The following is a 25,197-nucleotide window of genomic DNA, read 5'->3' as shown; positions in this document are numbered from 1 at the left end:
TACAGTTATGATTACTGGCAAACATCAACCCAGCTTGCGGCGGTAAGTTCCGCCAGCCGTTGGGGAGAGATACGCACGGCGCTATGGATGGCGCCAGCAGCAGGTAAAACTTCCTGATACGCCTGCAATGAAACATCGCAATACACCGTCAATGGGTGCTCCAGCCCAAAGGGACATACTCCGCCCACGGGATGCCCGGTCCATGTCACGACTTCATCACTGCTTAGCATGCGCGCTTTCGCGCCAAAGGCTGCCTTGAGTTTTTTGTTATCCAGCCGCGCGTCCCCCTTTGCGACTACCAGGATAATCTCTTCTTTCACTTTTAGTGATAACGTCTTGGCGATTTGGCCTGGCTCGACATTATGCGCGGCGGCTGCCAGAGCGACCGTCGCGGTACTCTGGTTTAATTCGATGATGTCGATATCCGGGGCATGTTCAGCAAAAAATTGACGTACAGATTCAATACTCATTCCGGGCTCCTGCGTCTTGTCGCCTGTTAATCTGGCACAGCCAGTCTGCCCTTGTAAATTGACAATCTTTCACCTCCTGTTAACACCCTGCTAATTAGCGATCTTCTTCACAATGACAAAAAGTGGACACTGTAACCGGTTGCAGGTCGGCCAGGGCGGATTAATACTGAGGTCGTCAACTCTCTCTGATTCATACCATAAGTCGCTTCTAACCCTCTCTTTTACCGTGCTTTAGGCAGGGTGTATGGGAAAGGATGCACAGTGATCGTTTCGGTACTGGCATCTGCATTTCATCGCCTGACAGGAGAATTGCGATGTCGTCCAATCATGCTGCATTCAATGTCATCTTCCGTTTTGTCGAAAACTATGTCAGTCCCGTCGCCGTACGCATTTCATCTCAGCGCCACGTTATGGCTATCCGCGATGGTTTTATTTCCGCGATGCCGTTTATGATCGTAGGGTCGTTCCTGCTGGTTTTCGCGTATCCACCGTTTTCACCGGATACCACCTGGGGCTTTGCCCGCAGCTGGCTGGCGCTGGCGAAACAGTTCGAAGGGCAGATCCTGTCGCCGTTTGATATGACCATGGGGATCATGTCGATTTACATCTGCGTTGCCATCGCTTACAACCTCGGCAAACACTATATGAAGAGCCATCAGCTCGATCCCTTTATGGGGGCTATGCTGTCGCTGATGGCATTTTTACTGGTGGCTGCGCCGAAAACCAAGGGCGCGCTGCCAGGAGACAGTCTCGGCGGTACCGGTATTTTCACGGCGATCCTGGTGGCGATTTATTGCGTGGAGATGATGCGCTTTTTGAAAGCGCACAATATCGGCATCCGTCTGCCGGATCAGGTACCACCGATGATCAAAAACTCATTTGATTTGCTGATCCCGGTGCTGGTGGTCGTGCTGACCCTTTACCCACTTAGCCTGTTGATCCAGTCGCAGTTCGATATGCTGATCCCGCAGGCGATTATGTCGATATTTAAACCGCTGGTTGCCGCGGCGGATTCGTTACCGGCCATTTTGCTGGCGGTGCTGATTGGCCATCTGCTGTGGTTTGCCGGGATCCACGGCGCGGCAATCGTCTCCGGGATGCTGCAAATGTTCTGGCTGACCAATCTTGCCGCCAACCAGGCGGCGCTGGCGCAGGGTGCGCCACTGCCGCATATCTTTATGGAAGCCTTCTGGACCTTTTTTATTGTGGTTGGCGGTTCGGGCGCGACCATGGGGCTGGTGATTTGCTATCTGAGAAGCCGTTCGGCGCATTTGCGGGCGATTGGCCGGCTGAGCGTGGTGCCCAGCATGTTCAATATCAACGAACCGGTGATCTTCGGGACGCCTATCGTGATGAACCCGGTATTTTTTATCCCGTTCCTGTTGGCTCCGATGGTGAATGCGGTGCTCGCCTGGGCCGCCATGAAATTCGATCTGATTAGCCGGGTGATTTCCGTGGTGCCCTGGACTGCGCCAGCGCCGATTGGCGGGGCATGGGCGCTGGGTTGGGATTATCGGGCGGCGCTGCTGGTTATCGTGCTGGCGGTCGTGTCTGCCATCATCTACTACCCGTTTTTCAAGGTGTATGAAAAACAGCTGCTGGCGCAGGAAGCGGCGGAAAGCCTGGCGCAGGAGTCTGATAACCAGCAGGTGGCGTGAGGAAACGGACTGATTATTTAAGCGTGCAGTCGCCGCACTGTTGAACGCCAGGCAGGCGATTGCGCTGGCAGCAGGTGCGGCGCACCAGTAAACCTTCACGGGGTACAACGGTGCGATATAGCGGGTTGTCGCGTCCATCCAGACACGTTTTTTCAAAGAAGCAGGCCTGGCGTAATTGTTGCCAGGCGGCTTCGCCCAGGCGTGGCTTCAATTCGCCTAAAAACCAGTTGATGAGATAGCCGGTATTGCCCCAGATCAGGCGTCCGTTAATATCGCCGCTCTCTTCCAACGCGTCGACCACCGGCATTAACACCTCGCTTACCAGATACTCCATCCGCTCGCGCAGGCTGGAGTTCGCCAGCGCGGGATGCGGGTAAACATCAATCCAGAATGACTCCACGCGGCCCGTTTCATGAAAGCGCGCCCGGATAACGTCCGGGGAAAGGTGCAGGCCTCGCGGATGCGTCAGTACGACCGCCATCAGCGCAGGCGTAAGCAGGCCCAGATACCACTGCGCCCACAGCGATTTCAGTGGTTTTGCTTCCCGCGCCTGTTTAGCCTGATGGGCATAAATATGATCGCCGTAAGTCGCCATCAGTGCGTTCAGCGTTTCGGGCTGCGCCCAGTGGGCAAGCGTCAGCGCATTGCCAGGCGTCGGCTCATCAAACTTTACGGTATCGAGTAAATGGGGATGATGCTCGCGCAGGACGTGACGAAGCGCGTCCGCCAGCGCTGCCGTATTGTTAAACGGGACAGGCGACGCAATGGCAGGGCGATCTAACTGAAGCGAGAGGTAAGCCATAAGCACTGAACAGCAAATCTAAATGATAATGATTGCCAATCCTAACGATGGGTTTTACCGATGGCAAGCGGATTCATCGGCTACTGTTCAGTTTCCATCTCTTCACTGGTGAGGATATGGTTGCGCCCCAGATGCTTGGCTTTATACAGGGCCTTATCCGCAAGCTTAAATGCATCGTTAAAATCCCGTTCATGCATCGGTGCCAGGCCAATACTGATGGTGACGTTGGTGGCAACCTCGGCGTTAAAACGGTGGGGGATACGCAAGTCAAATACCCGCTGGCGTATCCGCTCTGCGGTTTTGCGCGCCATATCCAAATCGGTATTGGTCAATAGCACCAGAAACTCTTCGCCGCCAAAACGCGCCACGATATCTCGCGAACGCACCGCATCGCGAATAGCTGCCGACACGCGGGCCAGCGCCTGGTCGCCCATCATATGGCCGTAATGGTCGTTGTAGGCCTTGAAGTGGTCGATATCTAACACCACCACCACGTTACGTTCCGAACCTAACGCAAACAGATTCTCCAGCCGGTTTTGAAAGCCGCGCCGGTTATACAGCCCGGTTAACGGGTCGACCATGCTCAGATCGGTGAGCGTTTTTTTCTCTTCCATCAGCTTAAACATCAGGCCCTGGGCAAAGGCGTCGTTACGCTTCTGAATCAGGTGCTGGATCACAATGCCCACCATCGGCAGCGCGACGGCGTAAAGCATCCGGATAGTGTGTTGCCCCTGATCCAGCCACAGCACAAGCAAAATCACCGGCAGGCAATGGCAAATAAACGCTTTGAGATTATTAATAAAGGCCAGCGCGCCGACGAACAGCACACTCATCAGCGCGATGATCAGATAGGACGATTCATATTGAGGAATATGGGGCTGCTTAAGATAAATATGCCAAGCCCAGAGCAAGCCGAAGAGCAGGGAGATTAGACTCAGGCTTAGGGTGCGCGGCTGGCTTACCCAACGCCATATCAACAAACCGATACTGAGCGTCAGTATGGTCACCAGCGGCACGGTGATCATCTTTACGCGGAACAATGGGCTCAGCATGCTAAATAACGCTGACAACGCATTAAGAAACAGAAACAGACGTAATGAGAGTTGGTACTTCTCTTGAAGTAGCGATCGCCAGGATTGAGACGTCATATCTAAGTCGTTGTTTACACGCGCTATGTCAGGTTGAGGTGAGATAAAGGCTAACAGGCGGAAAGTCGGTCATGATCGAGCCAGAATTAATGATCTTTATCAATTTGCTCAATCTATCACCTTCATCAATTCGTGTCATTAATTGCCCGAAAAACTCAACCAGCACTTAACAAATGAAGGGTTGAAAATGAGAATTTATATCATATGATATAATTTATCATTATCGGTTGGGTTATCAGTGAAAGAGGTGTAGCCATGTTGCAACGAGCGCTGGAAAGTGGCTGGGGGATCGTGCTGCCGGGTGTAGTCGTGACCGTACTGGCATTGAGCGGTTTAACTTTCGAACAGTGGCGGGGCGTGGTTGTGCTGGCGCTGCTGGCGACATCGGGCATGCTTTATCACAAGCGACTGCGTCATTTTGTCCTGTTGCCGTCATGCGTAGCCTTTATCAGCGGGCTGATGCTGATAGCGCTAAATTTGCGGTGGTTTTAAAGCAGAGAAGTTAAACAAGAGGGAGTAAAGCGTGGTGCGAAGAGAGGGACTTGAACCCTCACGCCCGTTAAGGCACTAACACCTGAAGCTAGCGCGTCTACCAATTCCGCCACCTTCGCACAGGGTAAAGATAAATATCGTCATCGCATTGGTGCGAAGAGAGGGACTTGAACCCTCACGTCCGTTAAGACACTAACACCTGAAGCTAGCGCGTCTACCAATTCCGCCACCTTCGCGCAGTGCGAACGATATTTGCGTGGTTGTTGGTGCGAAGAGAGGGACTTGAACCCTCACGCCCGTTAAGGCACTAACACCTGAAGCTAGCGCGTCTACCAATTCCGCCACCTTCGCGTACCAGCAATACCGAGAAGTATTGCAACCACGGAGGCGCATTCTAGATGTTTTCTGAGCGTCGTCAACAGTTAATTTGGTGTCGCTTTCCTGATTGGCTTAAAAAGCGACACCTGTCAGGTTTAGCGCTTCTTCGCGCCGCGGCCCATAACGGCGCGATACACTTTAAAACGCCCGGTTTGCGCCAACACTTCATGATTACCGAACGCTTCATCCAGCACGTTCGGATAGGGCAGGAAGGCGTTAGCCACAATGCGCAGCTCACCGCCGATATTGAGATGGCGCACCGCGCCGCGGATCAGCTGCTGTGCCGCGTCCAGGCTGGTTTGCATCCCATCGTGGAACGGCGGGTTGGAGATAATCATATCGAAGCGGCCATTCACATCGGAATAGACGTTGCTGGCAAATACCTGGCCTTCCATCTGATTAGCCGCCAGAGTCGCTTTCGCCGCTTCGACCGCTGAAGCGCCCACATCAGTGAGTGTTAAGCGTACTTTCGGCGAATGGCTGGCCAGCATCACGGACAGCACGCCCGCGCCGCAGCCTACATCCAGCACTTTGCCTTTGGTGTGCGGGGTAAAGGTTGAGAGCAGCAGCTGGCTGCCCACATCCAGCCCATCGCGGCTGAACACGCCTGGCAGCGTTTTAATGGACAGCCCGTCGAGCTGATACTCACCCCACGCTGCGTCGGCATCGAAGGTCGGCTGTTTTTCCAGACGGCCATGGTACAGCCCGCAACGGCGCGCGCTGTCGATTTTATTCAGCGGGCAAAAAGCCTCAAGGATTTGCTCGGCGCTGCGCACGCCGCTGCGGTTTTCGCCCACCACGAACACGTCGCAGCCGACCGGCATCAGCGACAGCAGATTCATCAGCTGGAACTGGGCTTCCGGCTTGTTCTTCGGCCAGTAGTAGATAAGGGTATCGCTGTCAGCGATAAAGTCGGCATCCACGGTCAGGCCGTACTGCGCCTTGTCACCCATCGTCTGGGAGAGCGTCTGCCAGTGGTGATAAAATTGCGTGAAAGCGCGACTGGCTGCGGTTTCAAACCGGGCTGGCAGGTCGTCCTGAAGATCTCCGGCGAACAGCACGCGGCTTTCGGCAAAATCATCACTGTGGCGCAGCAAGACTTCGCTTGCCGGGGTAAAAGCAGACATGAAACTCTCCTGTATAAACGTAGGCGGCGATTATAACCCCGACCCGCTTCCGGCTGCACCTTTGTTGGCGCAGGCTGCTCGGATTTGCTATATTTGCGCCCTTCCGGCAATAAGGCAGGCTTTGCGATGACATCCCGACGCGACTGGCAATTACAGCAACTGGGCATCACCCAGTGGGTGCTGCGTCGTCCGACGGCGTTGCAGGGCGAAATCGCCATCACGCTGCCCGCCCATATTCGTCTGGTGATGGTCGCGCAGCCGCTTGTGGCGTTAACCACGCCGTTAATCCGCGATCTGCTGCAGGCGCTGGGCGTGAGCCCCGATCAGGTTCTGGTGCTCACCCCTGATCGGGTGGAAATGCTGCCGCCTGACAGCCATTGCATAAGCCTGTGGCTGGGCGTGGAGCCGTTACCGTCGCTGGCAGGCACGGCGCTACGCACCCAAACGTTGGACGAACTGCGTGAAGATCCCGCGGCGCGCGCCGCTTTATGGCAACACATTTGCGAACATGAACACGATCTCTTTACTCACGAGCAGTGACCTTGACCGGGCATTTGCCATTGAACAGCGCGCCCACGCGTTCCCCTGGAGTCAAAAAACCTTTGCCAGTAACCAGGGCGAGCGTTACCTCAATTTTCGGCTGGATGTGGCGGACGAGATGGCCGCATTTGCCATTACCCAGGTGGTGCTGGATGAAGCGACGCTGTTCAATATTGCCGTCGATCCAGCCTGGCAGCGCCGGGGGCTGGGGCGACAGCTGCTGGAGCATCTGATTCGCGAACTGGAACAGCGCGACGTGTTTACGCTTTGGCTGGAGGTGCGTGCCTCTAACGCCGCCGCTATCGCGCTCTATGAGAGCCTCGGCTTTAACGAAGCGACAATACGCCGCAATTACTACCCCACTGCGGATGGCCGTGAAGACGCCATTATCATGGCCCTCCCATTGGGTTGATAACACAACAAGACAGGTGAAGTGATGAACTGGGACTGGATACTGTTTGATGCTGACGAAACGTTGTTTACTTTTGACTCGTTCGGCGGTTTACAGCGGATGTTTCTCGACTACAGCGTGACGTTTACCGCTGAAGATTTCCAGGATTACCAGGCCATCAATAAGCCGTTGTGGGTCGATTACCAGAACGGGGCCATTACCGCGCTGCAACTGCAACATAACCGTTTCCAGAGCTGGTCTGAACGCTTAAACGTTACGCCTGGCGCGCTAAATGAAGCCTTCCTGAACGCCATGGCGGAAATCTGCGCCCCGCTGCCAGGCGCGGTATCCTTACTGAACGCCCTGAAAGGCAAAGTAAAGCTGGGTATCATTACCAACGGTTTTACCGCGTTGCAGGAAATTCGTCTGGAGCGCACCGGCCTGCGCGACTATTTTGATTTATTAGTGATTTCCGAGCAGGTTGGCGTTGCCAAACCCGACGCGCGGATCTTCGATTATGCTTTTGAGAAAATGGGCAACCCGCCGCGCTCGCGCGTGTTAATGGTGGGCGATACGCCGGAATCCGACATTCTGGGCGGCATCAATGCCGGGCTGGCGACCTGTTGGCTGAGCTCAAGCGGACGTACCTTGCCGCCAGAGATCACACCCACCTGGCAGGTTTCGTCGTTAAGTGAACTGGAGCAGCTGTTGTGTAAACCCTAAACACTGATTGTCTGAGATTACCAGCCAGGTAAAATAGCCGCATTTTTCGATTTCCAGTCGCATGGCCTGCCCATGCCCTTATGAAGAAGATTTAATTATGACGTTGTCTCCTTATTTGCAAGAGGTGGCCAAGCGCCGCACTTTTGCCATCATCTCGCACCCGGATGCCGGTAAAACCACCATTACTGAAAAGGTGCTGCTGTTCGGACAGGCGATCCAGACCGCCGGTACGGTAAAAGGCCGCGGCTCCAGCCAGCACGCCAAATCCGACTGGATGGAGATGGAAAAACAGCGTGGTATTTCTATTACCACCTCCGTGATGCAATTCCCGTATCACGATTGCCTGGTGAACCTGCTGGACACCCCGGGCCACGAAGACTTCTCGGAAGATACCTACCGCACCCTGACGGCGGTGGACTGCTGTCTGATGGTGATCGACGCCGCCAAGGGCGTTGAAGATCGTACCCGCAAGCTGATGGAAGTGACCCGTCTGCGCGACACGCCGATCCTGACCTTTATGAACAAGCTGGACCGCGACATTCGCGATCCGATGGAACTGCTGGATGAAGTCGAGCGCGAACTGAAAATCGCCTGCTCGCCGATCACCTGGCCCATTGGCTGCGGTAAACTGTTTAAAGGCGTTTATCACCTTTATAAAGATGAAACCTACCTCTACCAGACCGGTAAAGGCCACACCATTCAGGAAGTGCGCATTGTTAAAGGGTTGAACAACCCGGACCTCGATGCGGCGGTGGGGGAAGATCTGGCGGCGCAGCTGCGTGACGAACTTGAGCTGGTGCAGGGCGCATCGCACGAGTTCGATAAAGAGCTGTTCCTGAGCGGTGAAATCACCCCGGTCTTCTTCGGTACTGCGCTGGGTAACTTCGGCGTAGATCATATGCTGGATGGTCTGGTGGAGTGGGCGCCTGCGCCGATGCCGCGTAAAACCGACACCCGCGAAGTCGAAGCCCAGGAAGAGAAATTCTCCGGCTTTGTATTTAAGATCCAGGCCAACATGGATCCGAAACACCGTGACCGCGTGGCGTTTATGCGTGTGGTATCCGGCAAGTACGAAAAGGGCATGAAGCTGCGCCAGGTGCGTATCGGCAAAGACGTGGTGATATCCGACGCGCTGACCTTTATGGCGGGCGACCGTTCCCATGTGGAAGAAGCCTATCCGGGTGACATTATCGGTCTGCATAACCACGGCACTATTCAGATTGGCGATACCTTTACCCAGGGCGAAATGATGAAGTTCACCGGCATCCCGAACTTCGCGCCGGAACTGTTCCGCCGCATTCGCCTGCGCGACCCGCTCAAGCAAAAACAGCTGCTTAAGGGGCTGGTTCAGCTTTCCGAAGAGGGGGCGGTGCAGGTGTTCCGTCCGATCGCCAACAATGATCTGATCGTGGGCGCGGTAGGTGTGCTGCAGTTCGACGTGGTCGTGGCACGCCTGAAAAGCGAGTACAACGTTGAAGCGATTTACGAATCGGTCAACGTGGCGACCGCGCGTTGGGTGGAAAGCAAAGACGTCAAAAAGTTCGAGGAGTTTAAACGTAAGAACGAGGTTCAGCTGGCGCTGGATGGCGGCGACAATCTCACTTACATCGCGCCAACCATGGTCAACCTCAACCTGACGCAGGAACGTTACCCTGACGTCACGTTCCGTAAAACCCGCGAGCATTAATCCTCTCTCAGGGCGCGGCACACGCCGCGTCCCGTCACTTTCCCTGTCTTTTTAGTCCCTTGCGGATTGTTCTTAATTTCCTGCGTTTGTCGCCGGTTTGCTCATTTTTCGCGCAGTCAACCAGGCGTTTTCAAGATTGTGATCTATATTTAACAAAGTGAAGAACAGATTGCCGGGTTAATGTGTCATCTAATTTAATGTTTTTGACCATTAATCCTGAGATTGGTTTCGAACGCAATATTAATGACTGAAAGTGTCAACAAAATGTAATAAAGCGGTAAACAGGATTGTTTCTACTTTAACGCATTGATTTTTAGTCATTTAGCGGCTGCCGTGAAGGCGTTGCTGTTTAAGGAGAAGCTACTCGTTAAGTAGCTCAAGGCTCAAATGCTGAGCAAACCTACAGGAATGAATCGATGAATAAGACTAAGATTTCAAAAACTCTGATGGCTGTTTTGTTGGGCTCTGCACTGGCTTCCGGTTCCGCGCTGGCTGAATCCGAAACCATGAACAAAGTCGAATCAACGGCGGATAGCGCAGGGAAAAAAATCGATAACTCTATGAATAAAGTCGGTAATTTCATGGATGACAGTGCTATCACAGCGAAAGTAAAAGCGGCTCTGGTGGACGATGAGAACATCAAGAGCACCGATATTTCGGTAGAAACCGATAAGAAAGTTGTCACCCTGAGCGGCTTCGTAGAAAGCCAGGCGCAGGCTGAACAGGCCGTGAAAATCGCCAAAGGCGTTGAAGGCGTCGACTCAGTAAGCGACAAACTGCACGTGCGTGATGGCAAATCCGAGTCCAAAACCGACTCTGCAAAAGGCTATGCCGGTGATGCCGCCACCACCAGTGAAATCAAAGCCAAATTCCTGGCCGATGACATCGTTCCTTCACGAAAAGTGAAGGTTGAGACCACCGATGGCGTGGTACAGCTTTCAGGTACGGTTGAGTCCAAAGCACAGTCCGAGCGTGCTGAGAGCATCGCCAAAGCCATTGATGGTGTGAAAAGCGTGAAAAACGATCTGAAAGTTGAGTAATTCACACCACGAAACCCCCTCTCCCGGTGAGAGCCGGGGGAGATGGTAAGCATCACCACCAGATAACACCGCCAGCAAGCATGGCTTGCTCAGAAGCGGTAGCAATTAAACTATGGTAAAGGAGAGTCTTATGTTTCGTTGGGGCATTATTTTTCTCGTGATTGCGTTGATTGCCGCGGCTTTAGGCTTTGGTGGTCTGGCCGGTACAGCGGCTGGCGCAGCGAAAATTGTCTTCGTAGTCGGTATTATTCTGTTCCTGGTCAGCCTCTTTATGGGCCGTAGACGTCCATAGTGTGACCCTTAGCAACAGGTAACCGGAAAGCCAGTCAGTGCGACTGGCTTTCACGGTTTTACCGTTGCGCCCCACGCGGGTTGTTGATATTGCGCTTCGCGTGGTATCTTTTTGTTTATGGCGTAAGAAAAACTAACATGTTGATTGCTGGCGGATTGTTCCGTTTACCAGCACAACAACAATCAGGAAAGCAGGGTGGGACAACGTATACCCGTTACGCTCGGCAACATCGCGCCGCTTGCGTTAAAACCGTTTCGTCCCGGAAAGCTTGCCCTTGTGTGCGAAGGGGGTGGGCAGCGTGGGATCTTCACTGCCGGCGTGCTGGACGAATTCATGCGCGCGAATTTCAACCCATTCGACACTTTCCTTGGCACCTCTGCCGGTGCGCAAAACCTCTCAGCTTATCTCTGCAATCAACCGGGCTACGCGCGTCGCGTGATCACCCGCTACACCACCAGCCGCGAATTTTTTAATCCGGTGCGCTTTGTGCGCGGCGGCAATCTTATCGATCTCGACTGGTTAACCGAAGCGACCGCCAGCAAAATGCCGCTGGCGATGGACAACGCCGCGCGGCTGTTTGACGGCGGCAAGGCTTTTTATATGTGCGCCTGCCGTAGCGATGACTACTCGCCGGGCTATTTTTCGCCGACTAATGCCAACTGGCTGGATATCCTGCGCGCCTCCAGCGCCATTCCCGGTTTCTACCGCACCGGCGTGATGCTCGACGGCATCAGCTATCAGGATGGCGGCATCAGCGATGCGGTTCCGGTGCGCGAAGCGGCCCGGCTGGGCGCAAACACGCTGGTGGTGATCCGTACCGTGCCGTCGCAGATGTACTACACCCCGCAGTGGTTCAAGCGTATGGAGCGCTGGATGACCGACAGCAGCCTGCAACCGCTGTTAAATCTGGTCCAGCATCACGAAAAGACCTATCGGGAAATCCAGCAATTCATTGAAAAGCCGCCGGGTAAGCTGCGCATTTTCGAAATTTATCCGCCGAAGCCGTTACAAAGTATGGCGCTGGGCAGCCGCGTCCCGACGCTGCTGGAAGATTACAAAATTGGCCGTTTATGCGGACGGTATTTCCTGGCCACGGTAGGTAAACTGCTGGTGCCAACGCCGCCGGTGCTGCGTCACGTTCCGCGCGTCGTTACCCCTGCGCCGGTGGTTGTGGTGCCGCCCGCTACCGTCGCCAACGACGCCGTCGACGCCACGCTGGTTAACGCGCCGCAGGCCAACGATCCGGCGTTTGAAAATGAGGATTTGGCGTGACCCGCCGTTTTATCGATACCCATTGCCACTTCGATTTTCCACCATTTACCGGTGACGAAGCCTCAGCCATCGCCCGCGCCGCTGAGGCGGGCGTAGACAAACTCATCCTGCCGGCGATTGATGAAACGCGCTTCGATACCGTTCTCGGTCTCGCCCGGCAGCATCCGGCAATCTATGCCGCGCTGGGCCTGCATCCGATTGTGATTGAAAACCACACTGAAGCGGCGCTTGAGGCGCTTGACCGACGGCTGGCGCAGCGTCCGAATAAACTGGTGGCTGTGGGGGAGATCGGGCTGGATCTGTATCGCGACAATCCGCAGTTTGAGCGCCAGCAGTGGTATCTCGACCAGCAACTCCAGCTCGCTAAACGCCACGATCTGCCGGTGATCCTTCATTCACGCCGTACCCACGACAAACTGGCGATGCATCTTAAGCGCCACAATCTGCCGCGTACCGGCGTGGTGCACGGCTTTGCTGGTAGCCTGCAACAGGCAGAACGCTTTATCGGACTGGGTTATAAGATCGGCGTCGGCGGCACCATCACCTATCCGCGCGCCAGCAAAACCCGCGATGTGATGGCGCAGTTGCCGTTGGACGCGCTATTGCTGGAAACCGATGCCCCGGATATGCCGCTTAACGGCTGGCAGGGCCAGCCCAATCGCCCGGAGCGCATCGCGCTGGTGTTTGAAACGCTGTGCGAGCTGCGTCGCGAAGCGCCGGATGACATCGCCGCCGCCATTCTGGCCAATACCCATCAGGTGTTTGATTTATAAATAGAGTGCGGGCAAAACGATAAGGTTAATGCCGCGCTGGCGTAGCGCGTTAGCTAACTGCTCCACGTCCTGCCTGCTGGCCGCCCGCCACGCCCGCGCTTCGCCGTAAGTCCCGTGATGATGAAAAGCATTGATGCGTACCGGCACCGATCCCAGTTCGCGTAGAAAAGCGCTTAATTCGTCGATGTGCTGCAAATAGTCGCTGTGCTCGGGGATGAGCAACAGCCGCAGTTCCGCCAGTTTTTTCTGCTCACCCAGAAAGCGAATACTCTCGACGATCCGCGCATTGCTGCGCCCGGTGAGCCACTGATGCCGCTCCGGGCGCCAGGCTTTGAGATCCAGCATGGCGCCATCCATCACCGGCAGCAGTTTTTCCCAGCCAGCCTGGCCCAGTTCGCCGTTGCTGTCTACCAGACAGCTGAGATGGCGCAACGCGGCACGGTTTTTAACCGCCGCAAACAGATCGCGCACAAACGGCAGTTGGGTGGTGGCTTCACCGCCGCTGACGGTGATGCCCTCAATAAACGGCGCGGCGCGTTCAATCTGCGTGATGACCTTGTCAACGCTCAGCGTCCGGGCCATTGGGCTGGCCTGTGAAGCACAGCTCTTAAGGCAGGTATCGCACTGGGCGCAGCGCTTTTCATCCCACACCACCCGTCCATCGGCCAGCGTTAATGCCTGCTCGGGGCAGCCGGGGACGCAGTCGCCGCAGTGGTCGCACAGCGCGATGGTGTACGGGTTGTGACAGCTTTTGCAGCGTAGATTACAGCCTTGCAGGAACAGAGCCAGGCGGCTGCCCGGCCCATCCACGCAGGAGAACGGCAGGATCTTATTGATCGAAGCGCATCTGCTGCTCATGACTGACCACGCGCGGTTTACGTTGCAAAATGCCGGTATTACGGGCGGCTTCTTCACCCAGCCAGGTGGTGTTGGTTCGCGATCCTTGCGCTCGATATTTTTCCAGATCCGATAAGCGCACCATATAGCCGGTTACCCGCACCAGATCGTTGCCGCTGATGTTAGCGGTAAACTCGCGCATCCCGGCGTTAAACGCGCCCAGGCAGAGCTGAACCACCGCCTGCGGATTGCGTTTCACCGTTTCGTCGAGGGTCAAAATATCGCTGATGCCGGAAGGGTAATGGCGATGATGCGGCGCAACGGCCAGCAGATGGGTTATCGGATCGGGTTCGTCACCATACGGCAGACGCGCGCCAGGCGTGGTGCCTGTGTCGCTACTGATACCGGACTGCGCATGCAGCAGGGCGCGATGATTCCAGCCAAACTTAACTTCGGTGTTTTCCACATACGCGGCCAGTGCGGCGCTGATGCGGTAGCCCAGCTCATTGGCCTCGGCGTCTTTTCCGTAACGGCCCGCCATCCCGGCTTTATCGCACAATATGTTCACCGCCTCAGCCAGCGCATAGATGCCAAACATCGGCGCAAAACGATCCGGGTCGATCAGCCCTTCACGCACCAGGAAACTTTCCGTGAAGAAGTTCGACTGCTGGTACAGAAATGCGCAGCGCGCATTGATGATGTCCCGTTGTTGTTCACAATAATAAGGGAGCGTGCGGGCAAAGAAATCGTCAATGCTGTGGCTGCGTGCCGCCACTTCGCTGAGGTTTATACGCACCAGGGTACTGCCGCCGCCACCCACTGGCAGCGAGTTATAGCAGCTGACGATGCCATAATTCCCGGGTGTGAAAATTTTATCATGCACCGGGCCGTTGGCGATGTGGGGTTTAGCGCATTCGCAAATGTTATTCGCGACGGTAAGCAGTAAATCGTCCGGCGTAATCTGCGGGTCATAAATAAAGGTCAGATTAGGTGCAACCTGCTTGAGTTCTGCATCCGCGCGCAATATCGCCCGTGCCACCATTGAGTCATGCGGGCCGATATTGGCATGCATAAACGCATCCGGCAGGACGCGATCGAGATAGCGCCAGAAACGTTTTATGCGTAGATCAATCTCTTCTTGTGTTAGAATTCTAACATAAGGCGAGAGCAGCGCATCCAGGTGCCCCAGGAATACCGGCAACGACGTTACCGACGGGACGTGGTGATAAAGAATGGTGAGCATCGCCAGCGCATCGTCGAAATCTTCGGCGGGCGGCAGTTCCAGCCATTCGCTGCCCTGGGCGAGAAATTTGGCGTAATCGGGCAGCACATAGCGGGGTTTGTACGGGGCGTGGCCTTCGAACATATCGCAAATCACGCCATCCGCCAGCGCCTGACGCGCCGCTTCAGGAAGAGTGGGGTAGGGCAGCGCGTTCTCGGCTTCCAGCGCCAGAAAATGGCGTTTCTGTGCCGGAGAAAGCGCCGACGAAATCACAATATTTTGGCAGCGTTCCAGCAGCCCTGATTGAGAAAGTGTAGACATGATGTGTTCCTTCCATGTTGACAGTGACACCAATGTAAAGCCATACGTGCTGTACGCTTTTGATCCTGTCAGCCACATCAGGCACTGAACGGCGAATACGTGGTGAAAATTTTGAGATGCGTCACATATACGGTGTATGGCGAGTTGTATCGATTTCCATAACTGTGACGTTTGTCTAAGAGTGAGCGCGAGTAAATGTTAGAATAATAACATTCCGCGCGGTGATTAATGAACCGGCGAACCCGGCTTCCATCTGGAGAAATACATGACCGATTTAACCAAAAGCAGCCTTCGCGCATTGCAGTTAATGGACTTAACGACCCTGAACGATGACGACACCAACGAGAAAGTCATCGCGCTTTGTCATCAGGCCAAAACCCCGGTGGGCAATACCGCGGCGATCTGCATTTACCCGCGCTTTATTCCGATTGCCCGTAAGACGCTGAAAGAGCAGGGCACGCCGGATATCCGCATCGCGACGGTCACCAACTTCCCGCATGGCAATGACGATATCGAGATCGCGCTGGCGGAAACTCGCGCGGCCATCGCTTACGGCGCGGATGAAGTGGACGTGGTATTCCCGTACCGCGCGCTGATCGCCGGTAACGAGCAGGTAGGGTTCGAACTGGTGAAAGCCTGTAAAGAGGCCTGCGCCGCTGCCAACGTGCTGCTGAAAGTGATCATCGAAACCGGCGAGCTGAAAGAAGAAGCCCTGATTCGTAAAGCTTCTGAAATCTCCATCAACGCGGGTGCGGATTTCATTAAAACCTCTACCGGTAAAGTGCCGGTAAACGCCACGCCGGAAAGCGCGCGCATCATGCTGGAAGTGATCCGCGATATGGGCGTGCAGAAAACCGTGGGCTTTAAGCCTGCTGGCGGTGTACGTACTGCCGAAGACGCGCAGACATTCCTGGCGATTGCCGATGAGCTGTTCGGCGCGGACTGGGCGGACTCCCGTCACTATCGCTTTGGTGCATCCAGCCTGTTAGCCAGCCTGCTGAAAGCGCTGGGCCACGGCGACGGTAAAAGCGCCAGCAGCTACTAATTCCTTTTCTGCGGCGGGCAACCGCCGCCTAAAATCTGCTATCTCTGGGGGTTACCTTGTTCCTCGCTCAAGAAATTATTCGCAAAAAACGTGATGGTCATGCGCTCAGTGACGAAGAAATTCGCTTTTTCATTAACGGGATCCGCGATAACACCGTCTCAGAAGGGCAAATTGCCGCGCTGGCAATGACCATCTTTTTCCATGACATGACGATGCCCGAGCGGGTGTCGCTGACCATGGCGATGCGCGATTCCGGCAGCGTGCTGGACTGGAAGAGCCTGAACCTCAACGGCCCGATTGTGGATAAACACTCTACCGGCGGCGTGGGCGATGTCACCTCCCTGATGCTCGGCCCCATGGTGGCGGCGTGCGGCGGCTACGTGCCGATGATCTCCGGACGCGGCCTCGGCCATACCGGCGGTACGCTGGATAAGCTGGAAGCCATTCCTGGCTTTGATATATTCCCTGATGACGCCCGTTTCCGTGCCATCATTAAAGACGTCGGGGTGGCGATTATCGGCCAGACCAGCTCGCTGGCCCCGGCGGATAAACGCTTCTACGCGACCCGCGATATTACCGCCACCGTGGATTCGATCCCGCTGATCACCGCCTCAATCCTCGCCAAGAAACTGGCGGAAGGGCTGGATGCGCTGGTGATGGATGTGAAAGTGGGCAGCGGCGCGTTTATGCCGACCTATGAACTCTCTGAAGCGCTGGCGGAGGCTATCGTCGGCGTATCCAACGGCGCAGGCGTGCGGACCACCGCGCTGCTCACCGATATGAACCAGGTGCTGGCCTCCAGCGCGGGTAACGCCGTGGAAGTGCGCGAAGCCGTACAGTTCCTGACGGGCGACTACCGCAACCCGCGCCTGTTCGACGTCACCATGGCGCTGTGCGTAGAAATGCTGATTTCTGGTCGCCTGGCCCGTGATGAAGCCGACGCCCGTCAACAGTTACAGGCGGTGCTGGATAACGGCAAGGCCGCAGAGGTGTTTGGCCGCATGGTCAGCGCCCAGAAGGGCCCGGCGGATTTCGTGGAAAACTATGACAAATATCTGCCAGCCGCGACGCTGAGCAAAGCGGTGTACGCCGATCGCAGCGGCGTGGTTTCAGCCATGGATACCCGCGCATTGGGCATGGCGGTGGTGTCCATGGGCGGCGGCCGTCGTCAGGCTTCCGATGCGATTGACTACAGCGTGGGCTTTACCGATATGGCGCGCCTTGGCGACAGCGTTGACAGCCAACGTCCGCTGGCGATTATCCACGCCAAAAACGAAGCCTCATGGCAGGAAGCGGCCAAAGCCGTTAAAGCGGCGATTGAGGTGGGCGACACCGCAGCCGAAGACACGCCGGTGGTGTATCGCAGAATCAGCCAGTAACCGTCCTCGCTTCCTGGGCGAGACGCATTCGGGTATACTGATCTGATCGCATTTTTTTTAACGCCACAGGGCGTTAAACAGCGCAACGTACGGAGAAAATATGAAACGTGCATTCATTATGGTACTGGATTCATTCGGTATTGGCGCGACTGAAGATGCAGAGCGTTTTGGCGACGTGGGTTCTGATACCCTCGGTCACATTGCTGAAGCCTGCGCAAAAGGTGAAGCGGATCATGGCCGTAAAGGCCCGCTGCACCTGCCGAATTTAACCCGTCTTGGTCTGGTGAAAGCCCATGAAGGCTCCACCGGCAAAATTGCCGCCGGTATGGACGGCAACGCAGAAGTGATTGGCGCCTACGCCTGGGCACACGAGCTGTCGTCCGGTAAAGATACTCCGTCAGGCCACTGGGAAATCGCCGGTGTGCCGGTTCTGTTTGACTGGGGCTACTTCAGCGATCACACCAACAGCTTCCCGCAGGAACTGCTGGATAAACTGGTTGAGCGCGCAGACCTGCCGGGTTATCTCGGTAACTGCCACTCCTCCGGCACCGTGATCCTCGACGAACTGGGCGAAGAGCACATGAAAACCGGCAAGCCGATTTTCTACACCTCTGCCGACTCGGTATTCCAGATTGCCTGCCACGAAGAAACCTTCGGGCTGGATCGCCTGTATGAGCTGTGTGAAATCGCCCGTGAAGAGTTGACCGAAGGCGGTTACAACATTGGCCGCGTGATCGCGCGTCCGTTCATTGGCGACAAAGCGGGTAACTTCCAGCGTACCGGCAACCGTCATGACCTGGCCGTTGAACCGCCCGCGCCGACCGTGCTTCAGAAACTGGTGGACGAGAAGGGCGGCAACGTGGTGTCGGTAGGTAAAATCGCCGATATCTACGCTAACTGCGGCATCACCAAAAAAGTGAAAGCCACCGGTCTGGATGCGCTGTTTGACGCCACGGTGCAAGAGATGAAAGCCGCAGGCGACAACACCATCGTGTTCACCAACTTCGTGGATTTTGACTCCTCCTGGGGGCACCGCCGCGATGTGGCGGGTTACGCGGGCGGCCTGGAGCTGTTTGACCGCCGTTTGCCGGAGCTGATGGAGCTGGTGGGTGAGGATGACATTCTGATCCTGACCGCCGACCACGGCTGCGACCCAACCTGGAAAGGCACCGATCACACCCGCGAGCATATTCCGGTGCTGATCTACGGCCCGAAAGTCAAACCAGGCTCGCTGGGCCACCGTGAAACCTTCGCGGATATCGGCCAGACCGTCGCCAACTATTTCGGTACATCCGACATGGAATACGGCAAAAACATGTTGTGATTGACGGGGCGGCCTGTCCGCCCTGATTAACCATTTTAAAAAGGGATATATTCATGGCTACGCCTCACATTAATGCAGAGATGGGTGATTTCGCTGATGTTGTTCTGATGCCTGGCGACCCGCTGCGTGCGAAACATATCGCGGAAACCTTCCTGGAAGACGTGCGTGAAGTCAACAACGTGCGCGGCATGCTGGGTTTCACCGGCACCTACAAAGGCCGCAAAATCTCGGTAATGGGCCACGGCATGGGCATTCCGTCCTGCTCCATCTACACCAAAGAGCTGATCACCGATTTCGGCGTGAAGAAAATTATTCGCGTGGGCTCCTGCGGCGCGGTACGCGCTGACGTGAAACTGCGTGACGTGGTGATCGGCATGGGTGCCTGCACCGATTCCAAAGTTAACCGTCTGCGTTTTAAAGACCACGATTTCGCGGCGATTGCCGATTACGGCATGGTGCGTGACGCGGTTGACGCGGCAAAAGCGCTGGGCGTGGAAGCGCGCGTCGGTAACATCTTCTCGGCGGACCTGTTCTACTCGCCGGACCCGCAGATGTTCGACGTGATGGAAAAATACGGCATCCTGGGCGTGGAAATGGAAGCGGCAGGCATCTACGGCGTCGCGGCGGAATTCGGCGCCAAAGCCCTGACCATCTGCACCGTGTCTGACCATATCCGTACCCATGAGCAGACCACGGCGGCAGAGCGCCAGACCACCTTTAACGATATGATTAAAATCGCGCTGGAATCCGTGCTGTTAGGCGATAAAGCGTAATTTTTGCCTCTCAATGCCAGCCCTTTCCGGCTGGCATTTTTGTTTCTCGCGCCCGGCTGTTTCAAACCCCTCGCCGCACGGCTATTATTCATGCATTCACATCACGGATACATGGAATAACCATTTGTTGTGAAAAAAATAATTCACCGTTGCCTGGCCCTGTTTTCACCTCACGGACTGCTCGCCATTCTGGTGGCGGCCTGCGGCTATCTGTTCCTGCATCCGGTTCTGATGAGAACCGTGGACGTGCTGCCCCAGATGCGCAGCTTCAGCACCTGGAAAGAGGCGCTGTCGGTGCTGGGCCTGCTCGACATCCCGCAGTTTGTGCTGGGGCTGGGGCTGATTCTGATGGCCTTCGGGCTGCTGCTGCGCGCCCGCACCGCCTGGGTGTTCTCGCTGCTATTGCTGCTGGTCACCGGCGCGTTTAACTTTTTATCCCCGCAGGGTAACCCCGCGCTAAGCCTCGGCGCGCTGGTATTAATAGTGCTTTTGATTGGCTTCTGGCGGCAGTTCGACCGCGCCAGCCTGGCGGCGGGCGGATTGTTCGCGCTGGTGAGCTTTGTCTCGTTGCTGCTGTATGCGGTGATGGGCGCGTTGTATCTGGGCGAGGAGTTCGCGCCGGCGATTATGGATATGCCTACGGCGTTTTACTTCGCGATTGTCGGCATGTCGACGGTGGGATTCGGCGATATTGTCCCGATCACCTCCACGGCGCGGCTGTTTACCGTCTCGGTGATCGTGATGGGCATCACCGTCTTTGCGACGTCAATCAGCGCCATTATCGGGCCGGTGATTGGCGGTAATTTAAAACGAATCGTCACAGGGCGGATTTCACACGTGATGCGTAAAAATCACTTTATTATTGCCGGCGCGTCGCCGCTGGCGCTGAGCGTTTACCACGGCTTAAAAGCGCGCGGCGAAGCGATCACCGTTATTGTTCCGTCGCATATCGCCCATGAATACCCGCCGGATACCGACCTGATTTCCGGCGACCCGTCGAACGCCGATGAACTGGTCAAAGCCGGGGCGGCAAAAGCGAAATACATTCTGGCGCTGCGCGATGACGACGCCGAAAACGCGTTTATCGTGCTGGCCGCCAAAGACGTGGCGGGCGCGGGCTGTAAAACCATCTCGGTGGTCAACGCCAGTAAAAACCTGCAAAAAATCAAACGCGTTCAGCCGGATATGGTGTTTTCACTGCAAACCCTGGGCAGCGAACTGCTGGTGCGCACCCTGAACGGCGAGCCTATCGACAATAAGCTTATCACCGCGCTGTTCTTTGGCGATATCACTGAGAGTAAAGAGAGCGAGTAACAACGCCCGTGAGGGCGTTGCCAGAGATTAGCGCACCACGTCCGCCATCCATTGCGCCACGTCGCGCAACTCGTTTTGCTGGTCCGGGAAGTCGATAATCAGCGTTTCGCACTGCTGCTTTAACGCGTTGGCCTGATATACGCAGCCCTGTAGCCGATTAGCGAGCGCCTCCAGCGGGGCCGGATTCAGGCTATCGGTAAACACCTGGGTACGGGTGATATGGCCTTTCTCGACGTCAAAATGCAGCTCCACGCCGCCCCAGCCGAAGCGCTCGTCCAGGGTATGGGTAAACGCCGGGGCCTGGCCGAAGTTCCACTCCCAACTGCTCTGGCGGGCAAAGGTCTCGGCAAAGCCGGGCAGATCCGGGACGGCGTCCGGGGAGATCACTTCCGGCGCGACGCGCTCGCCATAATGGGCGAAAAACGCCTCGCTGACCGCGTCGCACACCTGCTGATGAGTGATCCCCGGCAGGAGATCGTTGAGGTTCGCCACCCGTCCGCGTACCGAAGTAATGCCTTTGGCTTTCAGCTTCTTCTCATCGGGATTGAGGTAGTTCGCCAGACGGCTGAGATCGGCATTCAGCAGCAGCGTGCCGTGGTGGAACCCGCGATCTTTGGTCTCCCGGTAGGCGGAACCCGAGACTTTACGCGGGCCGTCCGGCGTAGCGACTTCAAGATCGTTGCGCCCGGAGGCGGATGCCTGCACGCCCAGCGCGTTAAGCGCCGCCAGCACGATACCGGTAGAGACGCTTTTGTCGTATTCCGGCTTACCCGCCATAAAGGTAAAGCAGCTATTGCCTAAATCGTGAAACACCGCGCCGCCGCCGCTGCTGCGGCGCGCCAGGCGAATATTATCCTGCTCCATGCGCCGGGTATTGCACTCTTTCCATGGATTCTGAGCGCGGCCAATCACCACGGTATCGGCGTTGCGCCACAGGAACAGCACCCGCTGGGTCGCGGGCATCTGGCGGAAAATGCACTCTTCCACCGCGAGGTTAAACCAGGGGTCATACGAGTCTGAAATCAGTAGCCGCAGCGTACTCATAAACGATATCCCTTCATCAAATGGTTATTCTTTTTTGCTCACGTCTTCTTCCGGCACGTCTTTACTGGCCGTCAGCAAAAAGGGCGATTGTTGCCAGCGCGTGCGTTTACCCTGTAACAGAGTGCGCGTCAGCACGATGCCGATCGCCAGCGCTAACAGCAGCATCAGGCGTAAAATATTGGTGGTGTTATCCACCTGTTTGGCTTCGGTGGGCAGTGAATGGGTGTCGAGCGTAATGCGCAGGTAGCCGAGCGGGCCGCTTTTATCCTCGATCGGCTCAACGATTTGCTGGCTGAAATAGCTGCCCGCGCGTTTGCCATCCAGCGCCAGCCGGTCGCGCACGTCGACGCTCTCCCCGGCGCGCGCCACCATCTCGCCTTTATCATCATAAACGCTGGCGTCGAGAATACGGCTCTCATCGGTTAACTGCTTCAGGATCGCGCCGACGCGTTTTTCGTCCGGGTTCTCGCTTTTCATTAACGGCGTCAACGAGTAATTAACCTGGCGTGCCAGCGTCCTGGCTAATTCTTCAAGCTGGATATTGCGCGACTGTTGATGGCTCTGGCTAAACCAGCTTGCCCCCTGCATTAGCGCCACCAGCAGCGCCAGACAAATAAGCACGATCACCGCGCGATGCAGTCTAAATTTGAAGCGGGTACGGGCCATAATCCACCTGCTGAAAAAATGAATCTTAATGTTGCCAGAAGCGCTGGACTCAAGGTAGCCTCATGCGTTGTTTTTACCTCTCTGTTACCGATTTCAGGAGCGTTAATGCCTAACAGTCTGACCTGGTGCGACCTGCCGAACGATGTTTCTCTCTGGCCGGGGTTACCGCTTTCATTAAGTGGCGATGAAGTGATGCCGCTGGATTATCACGCCGGACGCAGCGGTTGGCTTCTGTATGGCAGAGATCTGGATAAAAGCCGTCTGACCGACTATCAGCGCAAGCTGGGCGCGGCGATGGTGATCGTTACCGCCTGGTGCGTGGAAGATTATCAGGTGATCCGCCTGGCGGGATCATTAACCCCGCGCGCCACGCGTCTGGCGCATGATAACGGGCTGGACGTCGCGCCGCTCGGCAAGATCCCCCATTTAAAAACCCCGGGCCTGCTGGTCATGGACATGGACTCCACCGCCATCCAGATCGAATGTATTGATGAGATCGCCAAACTGGCGGGGACTGGCGAGCTGGTATCGGAAGTGACCGAACGCGCCATGCGCGGCGAGCTGGACTTTACCGCCAGCCTGCGGTTACGCGTCGGCACGCTGGAAGGGGCGGATGCGGAAATCCTGCGCCAGGTGCGCGATGTGCTGCCGCTGATGCCGGGGCTGACCTCGCTGGTGCTCAAGCTGCAAGCCATGAACTGGAAAGTGGCGATTGCCTCCGGCGGGTTTACCTTCTTCGCCGATTATTTGCGCGAAAAATTGCACTTAACCGCCACGGTGGCCAACGAACTTGAGATCCGTGATGGTAAACTAACTGGTCAGGTGATCGGTCAGATCGTCGATGCGCAGTTCAAAGCGCAGACCCTGAAAAACCTGGCGGAAAAATATGAAGTGCCGATTGCCCAGTGCGTGGCGATCGGTGACGGCGCCAACGATCTGCCGATGATCCAGGCGGCCGGGTTGGGCATTGCGTACCATGCCAAACCTAAGGTCAATGAAAAAACTGAAGTGACCATCCGCCATGCGGACCTGATGGGCGTATTCTGTATTCTGTCAGGCAGTCTGAACAAGAAATAAACGAGGTAAAAGGTGGCTAAAGCGCCAAAACGCGCATTTGTGTGTAATGAGTGTGGTGCGGATTATCCGCGCTGGCAGGGGCAATGCAGCGCCTGCCACGCCTGGAATACCATCACCGAAGTGCGTCTGGCGGCGTCGCCCACGGTTGCGCGCAATGAACGGCTTTCCGGCTATGCGGGCAGCGCGGGCGTGTCAAAAGTCCAGAAGCTGTCTGAAATCAGCCTTGAGGCGCTGCCGCGCTTTTCCACCGGCTTTAAAGAGTTCGACCGGGTGCTGGGCGGCGGCGTGGTGCCGGGCAGCGCCATTCTGATCGGCGGTAACCCCGGCGCGGGGAAATCCACCCTGCTGCTGCAAACCCTGTGCAGGCTCGCCCAGAATATGAAAACGCTGTACGTCACTGGCGAGGAATCTCTCCAGCAAGTGGCAATGCGCGCCCATCGTCTCGGATTACCGACCGATAACCTGAATATGCTCTCGGAAACCAGCATCGAGCAGATCTGCCTGATTGCCGAGCAGGAGCAGCCGCGCCTGATGGTGATCGACTCCATCCAGGTGATGCATATGGCGGATATCCAGTCGTCGCCGGGCAGCGTGGCGCAGGTGCGTGAAACCGCCGCCTATCTGACGCGTTTCGCTAAAACCCGTGATGTGGCGATTATTATGGTCGGCCACGTCACCAAAGATGGTTCGCTGGCCGGGCCGAAGGTGCTGGAGCACTGCATCGACTGCTCGGTGCTGCTCGACGGCGATGCCGATTCGCGGTTCCGTACTCTGCGTAGCCATAAAAACCGCTTTGGCGCGGTGAACGAACTGGGCGTGTTCGCCATGACCGAACAGGGCCTGCGCGAAGTCAGCAACCCGTCCGCTATCTTCCTGAGCCGGGGCGATGAAGTCACCTCCGGCAGCTCGGTGATGGTGGTATGGGAAGGCACGCGCCCGCTGTTGGTAGAAATTCAGGCGCTGGTGGATCAGTCGATGATGGCTAACCCACGGCGCGTGGCGGTGGGGCTGGAGCAAAACCGTCTGGCGATTTTACTGGCGGTGCTGCATCGCCACGGCGGATTGCAGATGTCCGATCAGGATGTGTTCGTCAATGTGGTGGGCGGCGTGAAGGTCACCGAAACCAGCGCCGACCTGGCGCTGCTGCTGGCAATGGTATCAAGCCTGCGCGATCGCCCGCTGCCGCAGGATCTGGTGGTGTTTGGCGAAGTGGGTCTGGCGGGGGAAATCCGTCCGGTGCCCAGCGGCCAGGAGCGCATTTCCGAAGCGGCGAAACATGGCTTCCGTCGCGCTATCGTGCCGGCAGCCAATGTTCCGAAAAAAGCGCCGGAAGGAATGCAGGTGTTTGGTGTGAAAAAACTCGCCGACGCGCTGGATATTTTCAACGATCTCTGACTTTCTC

Annotated in this window: 25 protein-coding genes and 3 tRNA genes; 17 read left to right on the top strand and 11 right to left on the bottom strand. The window is 56.2% G+C overall.

All coding sequences use genetic code 11. The annotated features are described in order from the left end of the window. Positions 1 to 11: 11 nt before the first annotated feature. Complete coding sequence (locus tag FHW74_RS06345; RefSeq protein WP_183169668.1) at positions 12 to 470, bottom strand: YbaK/EbsC family protein; 459 nt, start codon at positions 468 to 470, stop codon at positions 12 to 14. Positions 471 to 784: 314 nt separating this feature from the next. Between FHW74_RS06345 and FHW74_RS06340 the strand changes: the two genes are divergently transcribed. Further along, positions 785 to 2,128 (top strand): PTS sugar transporter subunit IIC, encoded by a 1,344-nt coding sequence (locus tag FHW74_RS06340; protein ID WP_183169667.1) that lies wholly within the window; start codon positions 785 to 787, stop codon positions 2,126 to 2,128. 13 nt (positions 2,129 to 2,141) lie between these two features. On the opposite strand, the gene fhuF is transcribed toward FHW74_RS06340, so the two are convergent. Then, positions 2,142 to 2,930: a siderophore-iron reductase FhuF gene (fhuF, locus tag FHW74_RS06335; protein ID WP_183169666.1), complete on the bottom strand. Its 789-nt coding sequence runs from the start codon at positions 2,928 to 2,930 to the stop codon at positions 2,142 to 2,144. Positions 2,931 to 3,010: 80 nt separating this feature from the next. Next, positions 3,011 to 4,078, bottom strand: a complete 1,068-nt coding sequence (locus FHW74_RS06330) for a GGDEF domain-containing protein (protein WP_183169665.1) — start codon at positions 4,076 to 4,078, stop codon at positions 3,011 to 3,013. A 255-nt stretch (positions 4,079 to 4,333) separates the two neighbouring features. On the opposite strand from FHW74_RS06330, the gene FHW74_RS06325 reads away from it, so the two are divergent. Then, on the top strand, positions 4,334 to 4,570 hold the full coding sequence (locus FHW74_RS06325) for a DUF1435 domain-containing protein (RefSeq protein WP_183169664.1): 237 nt from the start codon (positions 4,334 to 4,336) through the stop codon (positions 4,568 to 4,570). 32 nt (positions 4,571 to 4,602) lie between these two features. Here FHW74_RS06325 and FHW74_RS06320 read toward each other — a convergent pair. The 4 genes from FHW74_RS06320 to rsmC form a co-directional block, all read right to left on the bottom strand. After that, positions 4,603 to 4,689: transfer RNA gene (locus FHW74_RS06320), tRNA-Leu, on the bottom strand. Positions 4,690 to 4,719: 30 nt separating this feature from the next. Continuing rightward, positions 4,720 to 4,806 (bottom strand) — tRNA-Leu (locus tag FHW74_RS06315). 28 nt (positions 4,807 to 4,834) lie between these two features. After that, positions 4,835 to 4,921, bottom strand: a tRNA-Leu gene (locus FHW74_RS06310). A 122-nt stretch (positions 4,922 to 5,043) separates the two neighbouring features. Beyond that, a complete protein-coding gene (gene rsmC, locus FHW74_RS06305) occupies positions 5,044 to 6,075 on the bottom strand; it encodes a 16S rRNA (guanine(1207)-N(2))-methyltransferase RsmC (RefSeq protein WP_183169663.1) in 1,032 nt (343 codons plus the stop codon). Between the two features lie 126 nt (positions 6,076 to 6,201). Between rsmC and FHW74_RS06300 the strand changes: the two genes are divergently transcribed. The 8 genes from FHW74_RS06300 to FHW74_RS06265 all read left to right on the top strand — a co-directional run bounded on the left by FHW74_RS06300 (position 6,202) and on the right by FHW74_RS06265 (position 12,793). Continuing rightward, on the top strand, positions 6,202 to 6,615 hold the full coding sequence (locus tag FHW74_RS06300) for a DNA polymerase III subunit psi (RefSeq protein WP_183169662.1): 414 nt from the start codon (positions 6,202 to 6,204) through the stop codon (positions 6,613 to 6,615). Continuing rightward, positions 6,584 to 7,027, top strand: a complete 444-nt coding sequence (gene rimI / locus FHW74_RS06295; RefSeq protein WP_183169661.1) for a ribosomal protein S18-alanine N-acetyltransferase — start codon at positions 6,584 to 6,586, stop codon at positions 7,025 to 7,027. Before FHW74_RS06300 ends, rimI begins: the two co-directional genes overlap by 32 nt. A gap of 24 nt (positions 7,028 to 7,051) precedes the next feature. Continuing rightward, on the top strand, positions 7,052 to 7,729 hold the full coding sequence (yjjG, locus tag FHW74_RS06290) for a pyrimidine 5'-nucleotidase (protein ID WP_183169660.1): 678 nt from the start codon (positions 7,052 to 7,054) through the stop codon (positions 7,727 to 7,729). Positions 7,730 to 7,826: 97 nt separating this feature from the next. Continuing rightward, positions 7,827 to 9,416 (top strand): peptide chain release factor 3, encoded by a 1,590-nt coding sequence (gene prfC / locus FHW74_RS06285; RefSeq protein WP_183169659.1) that lies wholly within the window; start codon positions 7,827 to 7,829, stop codon positions 9,414 to 9,416. 416 nt (positions 9,417 to 9,832) lie between these two features. After that, on the top strand, positions 9,833 to 10,456 hold the full coding sequence (gene osmY, locus FHW74_RS06280; RefSeq protein WP_183169658.1) for a molecular chaperone OsmY: 624 nt from the start codon (positions 9,833 to 9,835) through the stop codon (positions 10,454 to 10,456). Positions 10,457 to 10,586: 130 nt separating this feature from the next. Then, positions 10,587 to 10,748, top strand: coding sequence for a DUF1328 domain-containing protein (locus tag FHW74_RS06275; protein ID WP_002437547.1), 162 nt, complete (start codon positions 10,587 to 10,589; stop codon positions 10,746 to 10,748). A 195-nt stretch (positions 10,749 to 10,943) separates the two neighbouring features. Further along, on the top strand, positions 10,944 to 12,020 hold the full coding sequence (locus FHW74_RS06270) for a patatin family protein (RefSeq protein WP_183169657.1): 1,077 nt from the start codon (positions 10,944 to 10,946) through the stop codon (positions 12,018 to 12,020). Further along, positions 12,017 to 12,793, top strand: coding sequence for a TatD family hydrolase (locus tag FHW74_RS06265; protein WP_183169656.1), 777 nt, complete (start codon positions 12,017 to 12,019; stop codon positions 12,791 to 12,793). The genes FHW74_RS06270 and FHW74_RS06265 overlap by 4 nt, the downstream gene beginning before the upstream one ends. Here the strand turns inward: FHW74_RS06265 and FHW74_RS06260 are convergent. Both FHW74_RS06260 and FHW74_RS06255 read right to left on the bottom strand, forming a co-directional pair. After that, positions 12,788 to 13,651, bottom strand: coding sequence for a YjjW family glycine radical enzyme activase (locus FHW74_RS06260; RefSeq protein ID WP_183169655.1), 864 nt, complete (start codon positions 13,649 to 13,651; stop codon positions 12,788 to 12,790). The genes FHW74_RS06265 and FHW74_RS06260 overlap by 6 nt on opposite strands. Beyond that, a complete protein-coding gene (locus FHW74_RS06255) occupies positions 13,623 to 15,173 on the bottom strand; it encodes a YjjI family glycine radical enzyme (RefSeq protein ID WP_183169654.1) in 1,551 nt (516 codons plus the stop codon). The genes FHW74_RS06260 and FHW74_RS06255 overlap by 29 nt, the downstream gene beginning before the upstream one ends. 265 nt (positions 15,174 to 15,438) lie before the next feature. On the opposite strand from FHW74_RS06255, the gene deoC reads away from it, so the two are divergent. From deoC to kch, 5 genes are all read left to right on the top strand, one after another. Continuing rightward, entirely contained in the window at positions 15,439 to 16,218 is a 780-nt protein-coding gene (gene deoC / locus FHW74_RS06250) for a deoxyribose-phosphate aldolase (protein WP_183169653.1), read from the top strand. A gap of 56 nt (positions 16,219 to 16,274) precedes the next feature. Next, positions 16,275 to 17,597 carry a thymidine phosphorylase gene (deoA, locus tag FHW74_RS06245; protein WP_183169652.1) on the top strand — a complete coding sequence of 441 codons (1,323 nt, stop codon included), beginning with the start codon at positions 16,275 to 16,277 and terminating at the stop codon, positions 17,595 to 17,597. Positions 17,598 to 17,697: 100 nt separating this feature from the next. Next, on the top strand, positions 17,698 to 18,921 hold the full coding sequence (gene deoB / locus FHW74_RS06240; RefSeq protein ID WP_183169651.1) for a phosphopentomutase: 1,224 nt from the start codon (positions 17,698 to 17,700) through the stop codon (positions 18,919 to 18,921). 53 nt (positions 18,922 to 18,974) lie between these two features. Then, positions 18,975 to 19,694, top strand: coding sequence for a purine-nucleoside phosphorylase (deoD, locus tag FHW74_RS06235; protein ID WP_125293779.1), 720 nt, complete (start codon positions 18,975 to 18,977; stop codon positions 19,692 to 19,694). Between the two features lie 129 nt (positions 19,695 to 19,823). Then, the gene (gene kch / locus FHW74_RS06230) at positions 19,824 to 21,008 is read left to right on the top strand and encodes a voltage-gated potassium channel protein (RefSeq protein ID WP_183169650.1); all 1,185 of its coding nucleotides are present in this window, start codon (positions 19,824 to 19,826) and stop codon (positions 21,006 to 21,008) included. A 27-nt stretch (positions 21,009 to 21,035) separates the two neighbouring features. Here kch and lplA read toward each other — a convergent pair whose 3' ends face one another. Both lplA and FHW74_RS06220 read right to left on the bottom strand, forming a co-directional pair. Further along, positions 21,036 to 22,052 (bottom strand): lipoate--protein ligase LplA, encoded by a 1,017-nt coding sequence (lplA, locus tag FHW74_RS06225; protein WP_183169649.1) that lies wholly within the window; start codon positions 22,050 to 22,052, stop codon positions 21,036 to 21,038. 24 nt (positions 22,053 to 22,076) lie between these two features. Further along, positions 22,077 to 22,718 carry a YtjB family periplasmic protein gene (locus FHW74_RS06220; protein WP_183169648.1) on the bottom strand — a complete coding sequence of 214 codons (642 nt, stop codon included), beginning with the start codon at positions 22,716 to 22,718 and terminating at the stop codon, positions 22,077 to 22,079. A gap of 105 nt (positions 22,719 to 22,823) precedes the next feature. Here FHW74_RS06220 and serB point away from each other — a divergent pair, with 105 nt between their 5' ends. After that, positions 22,824 to 23,795 carry a phosphoserine phosphatase gene (gene serB / locus FHW74_RS06215; protein WP_183169647.1) on the top strand — a complete coding sequence of 324 codons (972 nt, stop codon included), beginning with the start codon at positions 22,824 to 22,826 and terminating at the stop codon, positions 23,793 to 23,795. 12 nt (positions 23,796 to 23,807) lie between these two features. Beyond that, positions 23,808 to 25,190 (top strand): DNA repair protein RadA, encoded by a 1,383-nt coding sequence (gene radA, locus FHW74_RS06210; RefSeq protein WP_183169646.1) that lies wholly within the window; start codon positions 23,808 to 23,810, stop codon positions 25,188 to 25,190. Positions 25,191 to 25,197: the final 7 nt, after the last annotated feature.

It is taken from the genome of Atlantibacter sp. RC6, assembly GCF_014193285.1.
Lineage (GTDB): Bacteria > Pseudomonadota > Gammaproteobacteria > Enterobacterales > Enterobacteriaceae > Atlantibacter.
The sequence above is the reverse complement of the archived record's forward strand: the minus strand, read 5'-3'. Positions and strand labels throughout refer to the sequence as shown.